The 14,114-nt window shown below is 62.1% G+C and carries 20 protein-coding genes and 2 pseudogenes; 3 read left to right on the plus strand and 19 right to left on the minus strand.

All coding sequences use genetic code 11. From position 1 onward, the window contains the following. Positions 1 to 212: 212 nt before the first annotated feature. The 3 genes from ACWHTU_RS12015 to ACWHTU_RS12025 all read right to left on the minus strand — a co-directional run bounded on the left by ACWHTU_RS12015 (position 213) and on the right by ACWHTU_RS12025 (position 1,926). Positions 213 to 869 carry a hypothetical protein gene (locus ACWHTU_RS12015; RefSeq protein ID WP_447859606.1) on the minus strand — a complete coding sequence of 219 codons (657 nt, stop codon included), beginning with the start codon at positions 867 to 869 and terminating at the stop codon, positions 213 to 215. A gap of 78 nt (positions 870 to 947) precedes the next feature. Next, a complete protein-coding gene (locus ACWHTU_RS12020) occupies positions 948 to 1,571 on the minus strand; it encodes a hypothetical protein (RefSeq protein ID WP_447859607.1) in 624 nt (207 codons plus the stop codon). Positions 1,572 to 1,581: 10 nt separating this feature from the next. Beyond that, entirely contained in the window at positions 1,582 to 1,926 is a 345-nt protein-coding gene (locus ACWHTU_RS12025; protein WP_447859608.1) for a hypothetical protein, read from the minus strand. Between the two features lie 632 nt (positions 1,927 to 2,558). On the opposite strand from ACWHTU_RS12025, the pseudogene ACWHTU_RS12030 reads away from it, so the two are divergent. After that, positions 2,559 to 2,768 (plus strand): annotated as a pseudogene (locus ACWHTU_RS12030) (di-heme oxidoredictase family protein); the annotation flags it as partial. Between the two features lie 149 nt (positions 2,769 to 2,917). Beyond that, positions 2,918 to 3,403: a di-heme oxidoredictase family protein gene (locus tag ACWHTU_RS12035; protein ID WP_447859609.1), complete on the plus strand. Its 486-nt coding sequence runs from the start codon at positions 2,918 to 2,920 to the stop codon at positions 3,401 to 3,403. Between the two features lie 74 nt (positions 3,404 to 3,477). On the opposite strand, the gene ACWHTU_RS12040 is transcribed toward ACWHTU_RS12035, so the two are convergent. From ACWHTU_RS12040 to ACWHTU_RS12080, 9 genes and pseudogenes are all read right to left on the minus strand, one after another. Next, positions 3,478 to 3,756 carry a hypothetical protein gene (locus ACWHTU_RS12040; RefSeq protein ID WP_447859610.1) on the minus strand — a complete coding sequence of 93 codons (279 nt, stop codon included), beginning with the start codon at positions 3,754 to 3,756 and terminating at the stop codon, positions 3,478 to 3,480. 281 nt (positions 3,757 to 4,037) lie between these two features. After that, positions 4,038 to 4,223: a hypothetical protein gene (locus tag ACWHTU_RS12045; RefSeq protein ID WP_447859611.1), complete on the minus strand. Its 186-nt coding sequence runs from the start codon at positions 4,221 to 4,223 to the stop codon at positions 4,038 to 4,040. Continuing rightward, positions 4,216 to 4,575, minus strand: a complete 360-nt coding sequence (locus tag ACWHTU_RS12050) for a DUF6915 family protein (protein ID WP_447859612.1) — start codon at positions 4,573 to 4,575, stop codon at positions 4,216 to 4,218. The genes ACWHTU_RS12045 and ACWHTU_RS12050 overlap by 8 nt, the downstream gene beginning before the upstream one ends. Continuing rightward, the gene (locus ACWHTU_RS12055) at positions 4,575 to 4,958 is read right to left on the minus strand and encodes a DUF6878 family protein (protein WP_447859613.1); all 384 of its coding nucleotides are present in this window, start codon (positions 4,956 to 4,958) and stop codon (positions 4,575 to 4,577) included. The genes ACWHTU_RS12050 and ACWHTU_RS12055 overlap by 1 nt, the downstream gene beginning before the upstream one ends. 386 nt (positions 4,959 to 5,344) lie before the next feature. Beyond that, entirely contained in the window at positions 5,345 to 5,824 is a 480-nt protein-coding gene (locus ACWHTU_RS12060; protein WP_447859614.1) for a hypothetical protein, read from the minus strand. Between the two features lie 364 nt (positions 5,825 to 6,188). Continuing rightward, positions 6,189 to 6,650 carry a hypothetical protein gene (locus ACWHTU_RS12065; protein ID WP_447859615.1) on the minus strand — a complete coding sequence of 154 codons (462 nt, stop codon included), beginning with the start codon at positions 6,648 to 6,650 and terminating at the stop codon, positions 6,189 to 6,191. 141 nt (positions 6,651 to 6,791) lie between these two features. Continuing rightward, the gene (locus ACWHTU_RS12070; RefSeq protein WP_447863354.1) at positions 6,792 to 7,502 is read right to left on the minus strand and encodes a porin family protein; all 711 of its coding nucleotides are present in this window, start codon (positions 7,500 to 7,502) and stop codon (positions 6,792 to 6,794) included. Between the two features lie 127 nt (positions 7,503 to 7,629). Beyond that, positions 7,630 to 8,022 (minus strand): annotated as a pseudogene (locus ACWHTU_RS12075) (transposase); the annotation flags it as partial. A 351-nt stretch (positions 8,023 to 8,373) separates the two neighbouring features. Continuing rightward, positions 8,374 to 8,898, minus strand: a complete 525-nt coding sequence (locus ACWHTU_RS12080) for a hypothetical protein (RefSeq protein WP_447859616.1) — start codon at positions 8,896 to 8,898, stop codon at positions 8,374 to 8,376. Between the two features lie 35 nt (positions 8,899 to 8,933). Here ACWHTU_RS12080 and ACWHTU_RS12085 point away from each other — a divergent pair, with 35 nt between their 5' ends. Beyond that, a complete protein-coding gene (locus ACWHTU_RS12085) occupies positions 8,934 to 9,119 on the plus strand; it encodes a hypothetical protein (RefSeq protein ID WP_447863355.1) in 186 nt (61 codons plus the stop codon). Here the strand turns inward: ACWHTU_RS12085 and ACWHTU_RS12090 are convergent. From ACWHTU_RS12090 to ACWHTU_RS12120, 7 genes are all read right to left on the minus strand, one after another. Then, positions 9,052 to 10,632, minus strand: a complete 1,581-nt coding sequence (locus ACWHTU_RS12090) for a zinc ribbon domain-containing protein (RefSeq protein ID WP_447859617.1) — start codon at positions 10,630 to 10,632, stop codon at positions 9,052 to 9,054. The genes ACWHTU_RS12085 and ACWHTU_RS12090 overlap by 68 nt on opposite strands. After that, complete coding sequence (locus ACWHTU_RS12095; RefSeq protein WP_447859618.1) at positions 10,617 to 10,964, minus strand: hypothetical protein; 348 nt, start codon at positions 10,962 to 10,964, stop codon at positions 10,617 to 10,619. The genes ACWHTU_RS12090 and ACWHTU_RS12095 overlap by 16 nt, the downstream gene beginning before the upstream one ends. Further along, positions 10,961 to 11,380: a DNA methyltransferase gene (locus ACWHTU_RS12100; RefSeq protein WP_447859619.1), complete on the minus strand. Its 420-nt coding sequence runs from the start codon at positions 11,378 to 11,380 to the stop codon at positions 10,961 to 10,963. Before ACWHTU_RS12100 ends, ACWHTU_RS12095 begins: the two co-directional genes overlap by 4 nt. Further along, positions 11,377 to 12,027: a hypothetical protein gene (locus ACWHTU_RS12105; RefSeq protein WP_447859620.1), complete on the minus strand. Its 651-nt coding sequence runs from the start codon at positions 12,025 to 12,027 to the stop codon at positions 11,377 to 11,379. The genes ACWHTU_RS12100 and ACWHTU_RS12105 overlap by 4 nt, the downstream gene beginning before the upstream one ends. Before the next feature lie 104 nt (positions 12,028 to 12,131). Beyond that, complete coding sequence (locus ACWHTU_RS12110) at positions 12,132 to 12,743, minus strand: hypothetical protein (protein ID WP_447859621.1); 612 nt, start codon at positions 12,741 to 12,743, stop codon at positions 12,132 to 12,134. 123 nt (positions 12,744 to 12,866) lie between these two features. Next, positions 12,867 to 13,568, minus strand: a complete 702-nt coding sequence (locus tag ACWHTU_RS12115; RefSeq protein ID WP_447859622.1) for a hypothetical protein — start codon at positions 13,566 to 13,568, stop codon at positions 12,867 to 12,869. A gap of 33 nt (positions 13,569 to 13,601) precedes the next feature. Next, the gene (locus ACWHTU_RS12120) at positions 13,602 to 13,877 is read right to left on the minus strand and encodes a hypothetical protein (RefSeq protein ID WP_447859624.1); all 276 of its coding nucleotides are present in this window, start codon (positions 13,875 to 13,877) and stop codon (positions 13,602 to 13,604) included. Between the last annotated feature and the right edge of the window lie 237 nt (positions 13,878 to 14,114).

Genomic DNA, 14,114 nt, shown 5'->3' on the forward strand with positions numbered 1-14,114 from the left:
TGCGAGGGTTCTATGATGCCCAACCATCGCCATCAGACCACATCTCGCGGTGTTGGATCCCACGCCGCTGAACCCGCCATCGGCTTCCGCTGTCCAGGCTGCCGACGCCAGGTTGGGGCCCTGCTGCAACTGCGACAGGCGGTCCGCGCCGTTTTGCCGACCGCTTGGATTTGCCAAGGCTGCATCGAGCATGCTCGACGGCGTGAATCCTATCAGCGCCGCCCTTGCACCGGCAAGGCACTCAACGGACTCGGCGGTGCGTCGCCGCTCCGGGCGGTCTCTCCTGATTCTCTTGTCCCAGTGATCTGGGTCCTTCGTTGACGCCGGGCTCGCCACTGAGTGTGCCGCAGGCGGGTCGCGCAGCGAGGCTGGCAATACTGCTGCGTGACGCGGTCGGGCTCGAACAACCGGCCGCACGCCAGACACAAGCGTGGCCGGAGCAGACCGGTCAGCCGCTCGCGCGCGGTGCGCTCGGCGATCTGTCGATACGCTTCCTGAAACGGCTCGTGGGGGTTGGTTTTCATGGCGGAGATCAGCCATGCAGCTAAGCTCCAGCGCGGCGTATCAGGCAAGGGACAGACCCGCTGGAACACCGTCTGGGCATCGGTGCCGAGCCACCGCCACAGATGCCGCCAGTCTGCCTCAGTCAACTCATCCCGCACCCACCGCTCGGCGAACCGCTTGTACCGTTGCCAGAGCTGCTGCGACGCATCCATCCACGCCGGAAACGCCTGCCGCAGGAGATCCGCGGCCCAAGGAGCATTCCCGACCTGTGTGGTCATCCATCGGAAGAGATCCGATGGGCTCTCGGTGTTATAGAGCGCCAGATAGCAGGCCTCCGGCTCCGGCCGAATGTTCCCATGCCGCATGCCATCCTCCCTACTGACGCGCCTGCGCGAGAGAACAGGCAGGACCCCACCCAGATTATAGGGGTATTCCGCTCCTGCTCAACTCTGCCGATGCTCCACCGCAGCCGGCTCGATTCGCGGCAACTCGCTGGCGTCTCCGAGTTCGACACCAGACTTGCGCCGGCGAGCATCGCGCTGGTTGATGCGATACCGACACGTTGTGCTGCACCACCGCTGTGTGACTCGCCCTGGCTCAAACAGCCGCCCGCAGGCCGTACAGAATTGGGGCCTCGTGTCTGTTCCGCATCGCTCGCGAATCATCCGCTCGGCGATTTGCCGGTAGGCTTCCGCCAACGGCTCATGCGGATGGGTCCTTATTGCGGTGAGCAGCCAGCCGGCGAGGCTCCAGCGGGGCGCACCAGGTGGCGGAGCGATGTTGTTGACGATCGTCTGCAGATCCGTGCCGAGCCATTGTCCCCACTGCGCCCAATCCTCTGTCGACAGCTCATCTCGCACCCACCGCTCGACAAACCGCTGGTAGCGCCGCCAGTGCGGCTCGGACGCCTTGATCCACGCGGGAAAGGCCTGCTTCAGGAGATCGGCGGCCCCTGGGACCGCGCCGGCCTCCCGATACATCCACTGGTACAGCTCGTCGGGGGTCTGGGCGTGATACAACGCGAGATAGCAGGAATCCGTCTCTCGCCGCGCGCCTGTCTGCCGCATGCGTTCCTCCCTATCGGCGACAAAGACAAAGCGGGAAGCGCGCCCGATCCGGGCGGCTTCCCGCACGCTGAAAATACCATTCGCGCTCGACGCGCCCGGCCGGCAGCACCACCTCCACCCGCAACCGCGGGGGCCGTTCGTTCAGCAGCTCCCGCACGAACAGGGAGCCGCTGCTGTTCCAGACATCCCGCTTTTCAAGCGAGGGACGTCTGGACATCCAGCACCAGGGGATTTCCCTGGCGCAGGAGACTCTCCACCCCCTATGCTGCCCTTCGGTATCTAAGGCATAGAAGAGGGGATAGGCGTATTGCCCGCGGGGCTTTAGCCCGCGGCGGTACTCCAGCACAACCCGCATGGTGGCTCCTACTGTCTTTGACACTCCCACGGCTTCAGCCGTGGGAGTGTCAATGTAAAATACTGAGCAATCGTGGAAAGAACGGTTGCAAGACGAGAAAACAGAAGTGCTCGTCCGCTTCGTCCGGCTCGAGACCTCGAGCCTACAAGCAAGGCAAACAGTTCCTAACTGGATAGTACCGCGGCACATGGCTCGCTCGCTGGTGCGAGCACGACATAGGTCGCGTTGCGCTTGTCCACAACCAGACGCTTGAGCAAAGTGGAGGCCCGTTCTCTATGAGACCGAACTGTTCACCAGGAAGCCGCTCTGCCACACGGGGAGCGATCATCTTGGTGCTCGCCGTCACGGCCGGTCCGGCGATCTCACAAGGGACAGACACCCGGCAGCCGCCGGTTCCGCTGTCCGGACTCACTACGGAGGAGCGGGCACGGTTTGAGGAAGGCCGACGCCTGTTCGAATTCGAATTCGCACCCCGGGATGGCCTGGGACCCCTCTTCAATGCGCGGGCCTGCGCCGCCTGCCACCATATCCCCACCATCGGCGGCCACGGGCCGGGCTATCGCAGCAATCTGCGCTACCGGGATGGGCACGAGACGCACGGGCGGCTGTTCCATGACAAGGCCATCGGCGGGATGCCGGTCCCGGCCTTGCCCCAGGGCGCGGTCATCTCGAAACGGAAACCGCCGTCGCTGTTGGGCCTGGGCCTCATCGCCGCCATCCCGGAGGAAGCGATCCTCGCCCACGCCGATCCCGAGGATCGGAACGGAGACGGCATCAGCGGGCGACCCGCGATCGGGAGGGATGGACATCTGATGCGGTTCGGCTCGCAGGCTCACATCGGCAGCCTCGTGGAATTCGTGGCCGATGCGTTGCGGCAGGAACTGGGCCTCACGTCGCCGATCCCAGGGTTTGAAGAGGAGACCGTTCCGTTGCCGTTCCCTGCACGGCCACGTCTCCAACAGGTGCCGAGTCCGAACGTGACGTTGGAACCGTGCGGACGCTCGTGGACTTCATCGCGCTGCTGGCACCGCCGCCTCGCGGGACAGGCGAGTTCGGCGAGACAGGATCGGCCCGCGGCGCGCGGGTGTTCAGAGACCTCGCCTGCGCGGCTTGTCACGTCCCCTCGTTCCGCACCGGCGGCCGACCCGCCGCGCGTCCGGATCTCCCGCAGCCGTCTTCAGTCCGCGCGTTGCTGGATCAGAACATCGCGCCCTACTCCGACTTTCTCCTGCACGACATGGGGCCGACGCTGGACGACCAGGTCTCATTAGGCGTCGCCCAGACTTCGGAATACCGGACGCCGCCGCTCTGGGGTCTGCGCTTCCGCGAACATCTGTTGCTCCACGATGGACGGGCGAACAACATCGAGCAGGCGATTCTGTTCCACGACGGCGAGGCCGCCGGGTCGCGCGCCCGCTATCTGAACCTCCCGGCGGAAGACCGCAAGGCGCTTATCGAGTTCCTGAAAACGCTGTAGCGGCCATTTCCCCCACAAACAAAACGGCCTCGTGAGCCGAGGACATCCCCCGACCCACGAGGCCGTTGTCAGAATCAACCGTCCTTGTATGCCCCCAGCAGGCCGTAGCCGGCGATGTCTGCGTACGGCGACTCGCCGAACGCGGCCTTGCTGGTCGCCACGCGCATCAGCTGATCAAAGATGCGGACGACCAGCAGCATGTCGCCGTACTGCTCCGGCTTAATGCCGTCCGGATACAGCAAGCGGAGAAACTCCCCGCTTTTCGCGAAGCTGTCGCCGTAGGCCGCGTTCTTCTCCGCGACCAGCCGGCCGATCTGGGCGGCGAGCTGCTCGATCGCCTTGCCATCAGCCATAGAGCAGCGTCCTGATCCACAGCCGCGCATCTTCGTCCAGGCAGGACAAGTCCACGCCCCGCTTCCTGGCCTCATCCAAGAGATCCTGGACGACAACATGGTCCTGTGTCATGTCTCCTCCGTATTCCTCGTCCATAGGTGTCCCGCCTGCGTGCCCCAATCGGGGCATTTCCAGTCCCATACGCCAATGCGTTCCAGAGTGATGGTCGGCGCCACCGCTCTTTAGTGGGAGGCGGAGCGGCCAGTCATCGGCAGCACCGGCCGCTCCGCTATTTGTTTGCTTAAAACAGACTCACCGCAAGCAGCACGCCCACGCTCAGCATCGCCGCAAGCTGCCAGATGAGCCGGCGTCTGGCCCACTGGCGGTGCAGCACGTACTCGCGGCGCGTCAGGCCGGGATGCTCCGGATGCCGGAGGCGGTTGGCCACGTAGGCCAGAACGAGCCTATTCGTGTCGGAGCTATCCATGGTTCGCCGTCTCCTCACCGTCCGGCTCACGGTAGCCCCTGTTCATCCAGCTCTCGATCCGCATCCGCGAGAGCCAGTCGGCCACCGTGGGAATGTGTCCGCCACAATCTTCCTTAATATGCCGCTCGGCGATCTCGCGGACGGGCACGATCTTGCCGTCCGCGTTGACGATCGAGCGGCCGAAGAGCCGCTCGGCCTCAAAGACCCCGTGGCTGTGATGCCTCAGGGCGCGATGGCGGCAATCCGCCATCAGCTCCTTGGTGGCATCGAGCCACTCATGAACGGGCAGATAATCCTCCGCGCGGCCACCCCACCGCCGCACGCAGGACAGGGCATGAAAGAGGGCGTGCATCAGGGCGCCTCCTCGCGGGCTTCGGCGGATTCGGCTTCGCCGCCAAGCCCGGCCCAACCGGACACCGTATGCTCGTTGTATGCCTCGTAACGCACGCGGTGTTCGTGCACGAGCTCGTTCGTGCGGAGATCCCAGGTGAAGACGCCGCACGCGCCCTCGTCGTTTTCCCAGCCGTCGAACCGGCGACCGAGAATCTCGTAGAAGAGATCCGCGATCTCCGCTTCCTCGGCGGACGCGATCGGGGCACCATCCTTATCGTGCACCCCAATGTGCTCTACATACCCGCTATCGCTGTACCCATCGTACTCCACGATAACGGTCACGGCGCCCTGTGCCTGCAGCCGGGCACGCAGTGCCGCGGCGGCGGAAATCAAATCGGTCATGACCCCTCCTTCAGACTGAGACACAAACTGAGACGATATGCCATAGGTGGAGCGGACTGTGCGGACGCGCAGTCCGCTCCACCTACCCCAGTCGCGGATGAAGCCGCTTCGGCGGGTTCGACCCCGCCTGACTGAGTTGCGCTCTGTTACGCCCAGCGCCTCGGGCTCCTTCCGCACCGCCGCCCGAGGGCAGGACGATGCGGCATCCGAGCGATGCTCGCTCGGGTCCCGGCTGTGGACCCGTATCGGTCCATCTGTGCCGCCGGGTTCGGCACGCGCCGCCCGCGTCATTCGCCCGATTCCCGGTTTGTCGGGCGATGGTGTGTGTGTTGATCCGGATGTTCTGCCGCGGCGGGTGGATCAGCCCGGCGCGGCGGTATGCGGACTCACCAGTCGTACCGCCGGGTGGGAGCGAGCGTCCACAGCTCCTCCGGTTCCGGCAGGCCGATGGTGAGCCGCTGGAGTGGGCTTCCGGCGTCCGGGGGGTTGTCCCGCCAAAACGCCGCCCAGGCCTCCCGCGCCTGCTCCACCAGCTGGTGGAGGGCGGCGATGAACGTCTCCCGGTCCGCTTTGCAATCGAAGCAGCGGAGCACAGGGACCCTCTTGGCTGGCAGATGCAGACGCAGCGCCAGCCCGGATGGCCGGCCCTGGAGATCGATGTTCTCCTCCAGGGCAACAGATCCGCCGGGATGATAGCGTGTGCCCGACAGATCAAAGGCCGGGGAGACCCTCATCCAGGGTCGATAGACGGTGATAAGCGCCGCCCATCCCCGGGAATTTCCCTCGGAGTACAGACTGTACTCCAAGGGGTAGGGATACCCGCCACGCGGCTTCGGCCGGCGGCGGTACTCCAAAATGATTTTCATGGAACCGCTCCTCTGGCTCAGGACGAGCCGTTTCAGCAGCCACCCCGTTCAGGGCGGCGTGTGGTGAGAGGCACGTGGGGTTCGCGCGCTGGACGCGCGCTACAGGTAGGTAGGTCTTCTGCTCTCCGTATTCCCGGTATCAGCGACGGCCGGCTGGCACGTTCTGGTTCGCCCTGAACAGACTGTCTCTGAGAGGGTACAGCAGACCGCTGGCGCGGCCGGCGTGAACGCACGGCCATCCGCTAGAGGATAAGGCGATCCGGCCGGCGTAGCGCCCAGTCGGCGCGCGGTCCGTCAGCCGCGCGAGGCTCTCTGCCGAGGCCTTGGCCGCGATCTGAACAGACTCCTTCCAGATAGGAGGCCATCAGAGAAGGAGGTTGCCATGAGACTCAGCATTCCACGCAAGACCGCGCGGGGCGAGACCGCGCCCCGCGCCGCCGAACCGGCCGCCGGCTTCCGCTGCCCGGGCTGCCGGCGCCACGTCGGCGCACTGCTTTCCGTGCCGCGCCGGCCGGCCGCCGCCGCGCCGTCCGCCTGGTTGTGCCAAGGCTGCGCGCACCAGACGCGCGCCCGCGCCGCGGAGGCTTGCGAGCCGCGCGCGCGGCACGCTATGATGGGCGCCCGACAGGAGGCCGTTGCTCGATGATGCCGCTCCTGGATCATTCCACACTCGAGACCCTGCTTGCTCCCGCAGACCTCGCTGAGGTCCGCCGCACCCTGCTTGGCTGATCTGGTGGTCCTGACAGATGGCCGTGACGGATTTGCCCTTGAGGCCTTCGAGCACGATGCTGGTTTTGGTTTTCGCGTCCCACTTCCGTCGCTTCATGGCTGATCCCTCCCTGGTGGATCAGCCACAGTTTACTTAGTTCAGCTGGCCGTTGTCTTAGAGGGGAGCAGTGTAGCCGGCCATGGCAAACTGGCCAAAAATAACGGCCCGAAATCCTACCTCTAGCAACCGACCACGGAACTAGAAGTGGTACCCGACGCCGAAGACGAGATTGTTGGCATTATAATCGGCCGATACGTTGAACCCTGTTCCAGCTAGATTGTCGTGGCTGATATTGACGTGATTGAATTTCCATTCTCCGAAAACGGCCACCTGGTTAGTTATTCGATACCTGAGTCCAAGCTGTGTGTTAAGTCCGACGTCCGTGCTAGAACTAGAAAACCCGTTCGCCGAAAGGTGAGAGAAGAACACGCCTAGTCCAACCCCGGCATAGGGTTCGAGAGCTCCCATCTGATATCTGACCACAACATTGATTGGAGCCCAGGTCAAGATCCGATTGTTTATCCCTTGCACAGTCCCCAAACTCGTGCCCCCTACGATGTAGTTTTGCTGCTTGATGTTAGGGGTTGCATTGAACACTTCGGTTTCGACGCCTAACCACTTCACCGATTCAAAGTAGTATCCCAATTTGGCCCCATATGCCAGGGAAGTTTGCAGCGAGAGATCGTTTCCGCTGACAGTAGCTCCGAACGCGCTCCACTCCGTATTGCTAAAATCTTGGGGGATGTTCACCCCGATCTGGCCGGCGACGTAGGTTTCGGCTTGGGCTGGAAGGCTAGTTAGAGAGAGAGAGAGAGAGAGAGAGAGAGAGAGAGAGAGAGAATTCCTGCAAAGGAACGTCCAAGTTGTCTGCGTTTGCCCATCGTTCGGTCCTCCTGATGAATGGGTGATCGATGATGACCAGCCTCACGGCCACGATCCGCCGATTTTGAACTGGCCATGTGCCCAAATAAGAACTACTGCGGGCATGATACATATAAAGACTCCAGAGGCCTTGTCAATAGGTGTGTCAATAGAATCAGGCGGCGACCTCCTGTCGGATGACGTGATCTTTCTGAACGCCATCCACATACTGCGCGCCGGCATACACGGCCGGCAACAACTCGGGCGCGTTCAGGCGCCGGAACGTCTGCTCGGCGACCTGCAGGACTTTCCAGATCAAAGCGGTCGCCGATTCGACGCGCTTGTAACGCTTGCCCGCGGCGGTGCGCAGGCGGACTGCGGCGAAGGGCGACTCGACGACGTTTGTCGTGCGCAGATGCCGCCAGTGCTCCTTCGGGAACTGAGAGAAGGTGACGAGGCGCTCCCAATCCGTCTGTAAGCGCTCGACGGCCTTCGGGGCCACGGCTCGGTACCGGAGGCTGAACTGGTCCCGACGCCGCTCGCACTCGGCTCGGAGCAGGAAAAAGGGGTCGGGAAGCTTTGTTTCATTTGCTCACGCAGCTCGGAACGCGGCTCGCTCCAGCAGTTCGTGAAGGAGCGTCTGATACGGTTCCCCTAGCTGGCCGGCCATCTTCCGCAACTGATTCAAAAGACGCGGATGGCAAATGGCTTGTGGCTGATAGCTTATGGCACATGCGGAAGGCAAGCGAAGATGGTCTGTCTCGTCTATCTGGTCTATCTCGTGCACAGAACCAAACAGACCAGATAGACCCAACGAACCAGATAGACCAAGAATCACGCTTCACGAACAACGAGATAAGATCGTGCGGGCGCCGTGGAGGACCAAACAGCCAATCCCGGAGCGAATGCCGGCAAGCTCCTACCTGCCGTCCTCAAGCGTCTGCGGAGGATGCACGCGTTGTTGCTGCTCTCGGGTGAGGAGCTGTCGCGCTTTGAGATAGCCGAGCGCCTTCACGTGGGTGATCCTGCTCCGCACTTCTTCAAGGCCATGAACGGCGGTCGCGATCTTCTCTTCGGACACCGGTGTCCGCGAATCCTGATCACGAAGAAGGTTCATGAGTTTTAGTTCGGCCCCCTTGAGCTTCGCCTGCTCGATCAAGACCGTTTTTCTCGTCTCGTTTTCCACAGCCACTAACGCTGCGACCTGTTCCGGCGTAAGCCCCAGGCGCCCGATTTGATCGAGAAAGTAATCGAAGCCGAGGGAGCCCTGGCGCTCTCTATAACCGGGCCCCGCATGACCCGTCGGCTCCCTGCCTGCGGCCCGGCGCTGGGAGGTCTGTTTGAGTTCGGCCAGCTTTTTCCGCTGCTCCTCCGTCAACTGCGCGTTGATCTGGTCCGAGACCGCCTTTTGGTTCGTTCCTGACCCAGCAAGGGACCATTCCATCGGCTGAGGCAGCAGAGAACGCCGCACCCCTCGAGATCAAGGCTGCCAACGCGGACCAACTCCAGGCCTTGCCTGGCATTGGCGAGGCTTCCGCCGAGAAAGTCATCAAAGGCCGCCCGTACAAGCGCAAGGACGAACTGGTCCAAAAGAAGATCAGCCCGCAGGCGACATCATTGCCAACCAGAAGTACGTTGTGGAGGACTGAACCTCCCCACGGCTAAAGCCGGGGGGGGTTCTAAGGGGAACCACCGCCGCCTCTCCCCGGCTCTCGCCACACCCTTGCGGGTGCGCTACAGCATCCGGGACCTCGGCTTGAGCTCTCCCCTCTTCTGCGGGCGACCCGCTCCGACTCCGGGGTGCTGCCCCGAAGGAGGACGGCTTCCGCCGCCCATTCGCAGGTTCTGTGGCTTTGCTCCACGCCGCCCGCAGGAGCGGTTCCGCACCTGACCAACACTTACGCACTGTGTCCGCATGGAGCAAATCATCATCCCCAACACATCGCGCCAGATACGCCGAGTAGAGGTCGCGCTGCATCTCGACCCCGCATTCGCAGACGTGGATGCGTTGGGAAAGGGACTTCTTCTTAACCGTACCACAGCCGTGGCAGACCTGGGAAAGCTTCGTGTGGCGCGTCGGGAACTCGACCACCCTGCCGCCGGCGCTTGCAGCCTTGCGACGGAGCATCGACACCAACCTCCCCGGCGCGCGCACGCTCACCGACCTGCCGTACTGCTGCTGGAATGCGCGGTACGGAACTGTCTCCATCTTGACAACCCGGCCCAGCGCCAGGACGCGGTTGGCCAACTGGCCGTGTCGCGTCCTGCGGTGGGCTGCCTCGCAACGAAGCCGCTCCGCCAGTTGGTCCTGGGTCTGACGCTGGCGGTTTGACGCCGCCCATCGTTTCGGGCCGGGGTTGACTCTCCCGTCGGGCAAGCAGTTGTCCGGATTGTTCGCCAGGCGCTGGCGGTCCAGCTTGCGCTGGATCCTGCGAATCAGCCGGTTCTTCCGAACCACCTCTTCGCAGAACCGCTCCAGGAAGGCGGCATCCTCCCCAACCGCCGCAATGGTGGAGGGACCAATGTCCAAGCCCACCTCGCCCTTGCCGATCCGATGGCGCGCCTTTCGATACGGGACGCCTTCACAGACGAGTTGAACGTAGAACCGATCCCGGCCCTTCATCTTCCGGCGGACCAGCCGCACGTCTTTCGCCCTGCAGCCGAGCGCATGGGTGATCACCTGATCACGGGGGTCGATGACGGCCGGCAGGCTGAGTCCGAACCATTCAACGTGATCACCGCGCCAGCGGATACCCGCGTGGTTGGACTTGCCCTCCACCGTGTCCATCTGGCGGTCGCCCTTGAACCGCGGGCGGCCCCTTGACCCGAGCAGCCACGCGTTGGCCGCCGCAAACGCACGGGAGGCCAGCTTCTGCACGACGTGGACATCCAGGTGGTCTCTAAACGCTGGGTGCCGCAGGCGGACCGCATACCGTTGAATGGCCGCGTCGGTTTCGCAGATGTATTGCCAGTGGTAATTGCGATAGTCCGCCGCATACTTGGCGGACTCAATGAACGGTTCGAAGAGAATAGGAGACCCGCTGATTACGTTACCAAGAACCCACGGTACGACGACAATTAAGTCCCGCTGGGCACACGCGGCGGCGGTCACCTGAAACCTGAGACTGGGTTCGGCCTCTTTGGCCAACAAGTACCATCCCTTCAATTCGATCCCCAAGAGAATTCGTCCGTCGATGTCTTCCGCAGGAGCACGTCGGGGAACGTCTGCGCCTGTCTCACGAAGCTGTAAAGGCTGTACTTCTCGTCCGGATCCCATGTGTTGCGGATCAGGTTCAAAGTACGCACCACCTGTTCCTCAATCGTGGCGCCAAGCACCGTGTTCAGTGTATGGAGGTCGGTCGCCATGAGCCCGGAAATATGGGGCTCCGTGCGAAAGTAGATCGGCAGAGAGGAGATTGCTTCCCGCACGTCTTTGTAGAGCTGATAATGGTCATCGCCCGGTTCAGGCAATGCTCTGGATGGCGCAGGCGGCTGTCCCTTGCTTTTCATGACTTGGCTAACCTCTCTACCGCTGCAGCATAGAACTCTGGGATAATCTCTGCAGCCCGATAGACCCGGCCAAGGTGATATGAGACGACGGCGCCAGGACAGAGGCCGCCAAATGGCTCCCAGACAACGTCTCCCTTGTCCGTTGACGCACGAATCGTTAAGTCGATGAGCTTTAGCGGCTTCTGGCTCCCATGAAGGCTGCTGAATTTGTACTTCATCCCGTTTCGCGTTCCTTGGATTCGCTCCGACCCGCCAACCTGCGGTTCGCGCCAAACATTGGTAATGCCTACGTCACAGGTCAACGTTGCCCGTAGCTTCGCCCACTGCTGGCCGGATATGGCGGACCTCCCATTGATGCTGAAGTAGGGTCTCCCTGCTGGGTCTCCGTGCTCGTTCGCGTACTGAGCCAGCTTCACAAAGGCCTCCGGCGGCGGGTAATACCAAAGGTGGTCAGCCGTGAGGTACTTGCGGGTGGCAGCATTGAGAACCCCACAGGCTTCGTTTGCCAGCCGGATGGCAAGCCGGTGCGCCTCCATTCGTGGCGAAGCCAGTCTTGCATGGTCAATGATTGCTCGCCAACCTTGAATAGGGCTGCCTTGACGTAGTGGACACAGACTTCTGTCACGACGGGGAATTGGCGAAGCGTCTGGGTGTTCGCGTTGCCCGCGACGTGACCGAGACCTTTGTCCCAGATGTTGCAACAGCGATACTCCCATCCATTGGAAATCAGCATCGGATGGACCGTAGCCCACCCGACCTCCGTGCCCCAAAACCAAAGAGTCGTTTCCGGCGTGGCGTATTTGCTCCACGCCTTGATGTGGGGCTCGTACCACTCGGCGAGAGATTCCGCCTTATGGGTGTCGCCAGGAAAACCGCTGACCCCATATGGACCGTCGGAAATGATGCACGTTGGAGCCGTCCACTCCGCGTAGAGCTTCTCCGCGTGGTCGAAGTGGATAGAGACGTTCCCGCGAGTGTAGACCTCGCCGATCACCGGATCGCGCTCGTGTCCCTTCCATCCAGAGAACAGGTGAACCTGTGTCGTACTGCCGGTCTTGGTCATCGGTGCGTCCTCTGTCGTCGTGTGGTCAGTGCGTCTTGCCGCCGAACGCTCCGGTTCAGCCGCGTTGCGGAGCGCAGCGGAGCAACGTCGGCTGCAACCCGTTGTTAGCCAGCCGTTTTTTCTCTAACTGCTCTGCGTACTGCTTCTCGTAATGCGTCGTAGGGAATTGCTTGTCCTGCAAGTCTTTCAAGACTGCGCAGAGTTATTGAATGCTGACTACGAATACGGGCATCAAGAACTTCGGTGGGCAAAACAAAGAATTGCCACTGGTCCACATTTAGAGGATCAATGGATGCCTTGTCTTGATGAGCCAGAAGCGCAAAGACATATACTTGGGCTTGTCGTCGAGGTTCTTTCTCCTGAACATTGGTGTCAGCATTCCACGCTCTTGTTTTTGGAACACGGAACATAATAGACGACAAATTGCGCTGGCTCCAGCTTTGGATGTAAGCGGCGGACTTGACTTCGACCGTGATTCCCTCTGGTGTCTCCAAGTCAAAAGCTCCCCACTCGTCTCGAACACTATCCAATTTGATGCCAAGCGCACTGGCAACGATGAATTCTGCCAGAACCCCACGTGTAGCGTTGCTTATCAGATCGGATGAGCTCCAACGCCAAAAATCGAGCAAAGTAACACCAAGAGAATGCCCGTTTGAGTGAAGCGGTTCGTTACCACTTCTGCGGAGCGGGTAGATGCGTGAGAGTTCTTTCGTCATCGAGCACTTCTCATTTGGCTGGCTAACGCCGCGGTGAGCGGCCACGGCGAGCGAATGCGAGCCAGCGGCCCGCTCGACTGCGAAGTTGGGCTGCCCTCTGCCCTTCACGCACTTCTGGCGGCATCACTGCCGATGGCTCCGGGCCGTTGGATGCTGCGGCGAGCCCCGACGGGGAAACGGAATGCGCGGCCAGTCGTTCTCCTTGTCGGCCCTCGCCTCCATGACATCAACGAACGCGGGAATCAGTTCGCTTAGCACGCGAAGTGCCGGCTCAAGCGCGTCCTTGTTCAGGCTGCCTTGATTTGTCGAGCAGCCATGGAAGATCTGATTTCTCAGAGCGCGGACGCGGCCCCACAGGAGGCTCACCAAGTAGGAATGAAGATCGCCAGAATCCAGGGCCTCTTCGGCCGCCGCTGTCTCCTCTTCCAACTGCCGCTTAACACCGGGACTGTAGCCCTCTCTCCAGTACGCGTCGGACAAGTACCGGGACCTGAGGAGTGAGTGCGCATCTTTGCGGACCCCTGAAATAGCTGCCGCGATGCGCCCAGTCCCGGCATCGAGTTCACAGACCCTGCGGAGAAACCATCGGGCGTCGTCGTCGCCCGGACGGAGGTAGCGTCCGTGACCGGTTTCGTTCACGCGGCCGTACAGGGCGTTGAAGCCGATCCAGTACATGATGAAGAGTCCCTGGGGGTCAGCGTGGGGTTCGCTGTCGATCGCCGCGGATTCCACTGCCTGCGCACGATCTACCCATGATCTTGCGCGCTTGATCCGGTCCCAATAGCCCTGGTTGTCCTCGGTCAACTTGCCCGTGGGACTCGTCATGGCTCCACCGATGAACAGCGCGAGGTCGTACAGCTATGCGCCGGCATTGAAGTCGGTGAGGACTGGACTTTCGCCGGAATGCTCGATCGCGATCCGCTGACGTGGCCGTTTCAACTTGCCCTGATTGTTGTAGGTCAGGACGCGACGCCCTTGCCAGATCAGCTCATTCTCGACCGCTTTGCACAAGGCCGTGTCTACAGGCGCGACGAAGACGAGATTGCCTGACTCATGCATGGCTGCGTCTATTGCGTACCCGTCGCCGCCGTGATGTCGCTTGTCAAGTCCTTTCGAGGCCCTGCCGACCCGCATCGGATGCCCATGCTTGTCGGCCTGGACGTACACGCACGACTGGTGTGGGAAGACCGTCCGTGCCTCCGTCAGCTTCGAGTATCTTGACCATCGAAGTTCGACTCGCACCGACACCCTCGTGCTCACCTGTCAGCCTAACGTCCACGCTCACCGGCGCGCGCGGCGCAACGTTCGAACAGCTGCGACGCTCGCGCGCGCGTCCGGTGCAGCGTGTTGTTAGGCGTCTTCGTGCGCGCC

It is taken from the genome of Nitrospira calida (assembly GCF_976986435.1).

What these genes read in the sequence shown, in the direction of transcription:
- ACWHTU_RS12025 (WP_447859608.1), bottom strand. Translation starts at nt 1,926, where the DNA reads ATGCGGGTTGTGCTGGAGTACCGCCGCGGGCTAAAGCCCCGCGGGCAA.
- ACWHTU_RS12020 (WP_447859607.1), bottom strand. Translation starts at nt 1,571, where the DNA reads ATGCGGCAGACAGGCGCGCGGCGAGAGACGGATTCCTGCTATCTCGCG.
- ACWHTU_RS12055 (WP_447859613.1), bottom strand. Translation starts at nt 4,958, where the DNA reads ATGACCGATTTGATTTCCGCCGCCGCGGCACTGCGTGCCCGGCTGCAG.
- ACWHTU_RS12110 (WP_447859621.1), bottom strand. Translation starts at nt 12,743, where the DNA reads ATGACGAAAGAACTCTCACGCATCTACCCGCTCCGCAGAAGTGGTAAC.
- ACWHTU_RS12080 (WP_447859616.1), bottom strand. Translation starts at nt 8,898, where the DNA reads ATGGAATGGTCCCTTGCTGGGTCAGGAACGAACCAAAAGGCGGTCTCG.
- ACWHTU_RS12115 (WP_447859622.1), bottom strand. Translation starts at nt 13,568, where the DNA reads ATGACGAGTCCCACGGGCAAGTTGACCGAGGACAACCAGGGCTATTGG.
- ACWHTU_RS12045 (WP_447859611.1), bottom strand. Translation starts at nt 4,223, where the DNA reads ATGGATAGCTCCGACACGAATAGGCTCGTTCTGGCCTACGTGGCCAAC.
- ACWHTU_RS12050 (WP_447859612.1), bottom strand. Translation starts at nt 4,575, where the DNA reads ATGCACGCCCTCTTTCATGCCCTGTCCTGCGTGCGGCGGTGGGGTGGC.
- ACWHTU_RS12060 (WP_447859614.1), bottom strand. Translation starts at nt 5,824, where the DNA reads ATGAAAATCATTTTGGAGTACCGCCGCCGGCCGAAGCCGCGTGGCGGG.
- ACWHTU_RS12065 (WP_447859615.1), bottom strand. Translation starts at nt 6,650, where the DNA reads ATGAAGCGACGGAAGTGGGACGCGAAAACCAAAACCAGCATCGTGCTC.
- ACWHTU_RS12015 (WP_447859606.1), bottom strand. Translation starts at nt 869, where the DNA reads ATGCGGCATGGGAACATTCGGCCGGAGCCGGAGGCCTGCTATCTGGCG.
- ACWHTU_RS12120 (WP_447859624.1), bottom strand. Translation starts at nt 13,877, where the DNA reads ATGCGGGTCGGCAGGGCCTCGAAAGGACTTGACAAGCGACATCACGGC.
- ACWHTU_RS12105 (WP_447859620.1), bottom strand. Translation starts at nt 12,027, where the DNA reads ATGACCAAGACCGGCAGTACGACACAGGTTCACCTGTTCTCTGGATGG.
- ACWHTU_RS12095 (WP_447859618.1), bottom strand. Translation starts at nt 10,964, where the DNA reads ATGAAAAGCAAGGGACAGCCGCCTGCGCCATCCAGAGCATTGCCTGAA.
- ACWHTU_RS12040 (WP_447859610.1), bottom strand. Translation starts at nt 3,756, where the DNA reads ATGGCTGATGGCAAGGCGATCGAGCAGCTCGCCGCCCAGATCGGCCGG.